The following is a 3,179-nucleotide window of genomic DNA, read 5'->3' as shown; positions in this document are numbered from 1 at the left end:
TGGCTTAGGGAGCCTGACGATTACCTACTTTCACACGGGAATCCGCACTATCATCGGCGTAGAGTCGTTTCACGGTCCTGTTCGGGATGGGAAGGGGTGGGACCGACTCGCTATGGTCATCAGGCAAAGAGGGTTGTCCTGCTGGCGTGGCCAACAGAACCAATCTTGGAAGAAGCAGTAATTTTGAGTTGTGTGTATCACACACGAGAATCCAACATGTCGCTTGGATCCTGCAGCCAGTGCTGTCGCACGGCGCCGATCTACAAGGCAGACTTGTTATAGGATCAAGCCTTACGGGCAATTAGTATCAGTTAGCTGAACGCATTACTGCGCTTACACACCTGACCTATCAACGTCCTGGTCTCGAACGACCCTTCAAGGGGATCTAGTCCCCAGGGATATCTCATCTTAAGGCGAGTTTCCCGCTTAGATGCTTTCAGCGGTTATCTCTTCCGAACATAGCTACCCGGCGATGCCACTGGCGTGACAACCGGTACACCAGAGGTTCGTCCACTCCGGTCCTCTCGTACTAGGAGCAGCCCCCTTCAAATATCCAACGCCCACGGCAGATAGGGACCAAACTGTCTCACGACGTTTTAAACCCAGCTCACGTACCTCTTTAAATGGCGAACAGCCATACCCTTGGGACCGGCTACAGCCCCAGGATGAGATGAGCCGACATCGAGGTGCCAAACACCGCCGTCGATATGAACTCTTGGGCGGTATCAGCCTGTTATCCCCAGAGTACCTTTTATCCGTTGAGCGATGGCCCTTCCATACAGAACCACCGGATCACTATGACCTGCTTTCGCACCTGCTCGACTTGTCGGTCTCGCAGTTAAGCACGCTTATGCCATTGCACTATCAGCACGATTTCCGACCGTACCTAGCGTACCTTCGTACTCCTCCGTTACGCTTTGGGAGGAGACCGCCCCAGTCAAACTGCCTACCATGCACTGTCCCCGACCCGGATCACGGGCCAAGGTTAGAACCTCAAACAAACCAGGGTGGTATTTCAAGGACGGCTCCACCGAAACTAGCGTTCCGGTTTCATAGCCTCCCACCTATCCTACACAGATCGGTTCAAAGTCCAATGCAAAGCTACAGTAAAGGTTCATGGGGTCTTTCCGTCTAGCCGCGGGTAGATTGCATCATCACAAACACTTCAACTTCGCTGAGTCTCGGGAGGAGACAGTGTGGCCATCGTTACGCCATTCGTGCAGGTCGGAACTTACCCGACAAGGAATTTCGCTACCTTAGGACCGTTATAGTTACGGCCGCCGTTTACCGGGACTTCAATCAAGAGCTTGCACCCCATCATTTAATCTTCCGGCACCGGGCAGGCGTCACACCCTATACGTCCACTTTCGTGTTTGCAGAGTGCTGTGTTTTTATTAAACAGTCGCAGCCACCAGTTTATTGCAACCCCTTCACCCTCCTGGCGCAGGCCAGTCAAGCTACAAGGGCGTACCTTATCCCGAAGTTACGGTACCAATTTGCCGAGTTCCTTCTCCCGAGTTCTCTCAAGCGCCTTAGAATACTCATCTCGCCCACCTGTGTCGGTTTGCGGTACGGTCATCGTTAGACTGAAGCTTAGAGGCTTTTCTTGGAACCACTTCCAATTGCTTCGCTTCCGAAGAAGCTCGCGCCACACCCTTGAATTACGCACCCGGATTTGCCTAAGTGCCTTCTCCAATGCAGCGACCGGGACTTCCAACACCCGGACAACCTTCCGCGATCCGTCCCCCCATCGCATCTAACAATGGTGCAGGAATATTGACCTGCTTCCCATCAGCTACGCATTTCTGCCTCGCCTTAGGGGCCGACTCACCCTACGCCGATGAACGTTGCGTAGGAAACCTTGGGCTTACGGCGAGGGGGCCTTTCACCCCCTTTATCGCTACTCATGTCAGCATTCGCACTTCCGATACCTCCAGCACCCTTTACAAGGCACCTTCGCAGGCTTACGGAACGCTCTCCTACCATGCGTGCAAGCACGCATCCGCAGCTTCGGTATATAGCTTAGCCCCGTTACATCTTCCGCGCAGGACGACTCGATCAGTGAGCTATTACGCTTTCTTTAAAGGGTGGCTGCTTCTAAGCCAACCTCCTGACTGTTTTAGCCTTCCCACTTCGTTTCCCACTTAGCTATATTTGGGGACCTTAGCTGGCGGTCTGGGTTGTTTCCCTCTTGACACCGGACGTTAGCACCCGATGTCTGTCTCCCGTGATTGCACTCTTCGGTATTCGGAGTTTGCTATGGCGGGGTAATCTGCAATAGACCCCCCAACCATGACAGTGCTCTACCCCCGAAGGTGAGACACGAGGCACTACCTAAATAGTTTTCGGAGAGAACCAGCTATTTCCAGGTTTGTTTAGCCTTTCACCCCTATCCACAGCTCATCCCCTAACTTTTCAACGTTAGTGGGTTCGGACCTCCAGTACGTGTTACCGCACCTTCATCCTGGCCATGGATAGATCACCTGGTTTCGGGTCTACGCCCAGCAACTGAACGCCCTATTCGGACTCGCTTTCGCTACGCCTGCCCTATACGGTTAAGCTTGCTACTGAACGTAAGTCGCTGACCCATTATACAAAAGGTACGCCGTCACCCCTTACGAGGCTCCGACTGTTTGTATGCATGCGGTTTCAGGATCTATTTCACTCCCCTCCCGGGGTTCTTTTCGCCTTTCCCTCACGGTACTGGTTCACTATCGGTCGATCACGAGTATTTAGCCTTGGAGGATGGTCCCCCCATCTTCAGACAGGATTTCACGTGTCCCGCCCTACTTGTCGCACACCTAGTTCTTTCATACTGTTTTCGCCTACAGGGCTATCACCTGCTATGGCCGCACTTTCCAGAGCGTTCGGCTAACAATACAAATAAAGAGTGCAAGGCTCATCCCATTTCGCTCGCCACTACTTTGGGAATCTCGGTTGATTTCTTTTCCTGCGGTTACTTAGATGTTTCAGTTCACCGCGTTCGCTTCGCATGGCCTATGTATTCAGCCATGGATACTCCAAAAGGAGTGGGTTTCCCCATTCGGACATCTACGGATCAAAGCTTGTTTGCCAGCTCCCCGTAGCTTTTCGCAGGCTACCGCGTCCTTCATCGCCTGTGATCGCCAAGGCATCCACCACATGCACTTGTTCGCTTGACCCTATAACGAGTCTGTCTC

Annotated in this window: 2 rRNA genes; both read right to left on the bottom strand. The window is 52.9% G+C overall.

Going from position 1 to position 3,179, the window contains the following annotated elements:
- Positions 1-11: 11 nt before the first annotated feature.
- Positions 12-124, bottom strand: a 5S ribosomal RNA gene (rrf, locus tag E9536_RS41035).
- 156 nt (positions 125-280) lie between these two features.
- A 23S ribosomal RNA gene (locus E9536_RS41030) occupies positions 281-3,161 on the bottom strand.
- Between the last annotated feature and the right edge of the window lie 18 nt (positions 3,162-3,179).

Origin of the sequence: Burkholderia sp. LS-044, from assembly GCF_004803625.1 — a bacterium.
GTDB lineage: Bacteria > Pseudomonadota > Gammaproteobacteria > Burkholderiales > Burkholderiaceae > Burkholderia > Burkholderia cepacia.
This window is presented reverse-complemented; position numbering and strand designations above follow the sequence as displayed.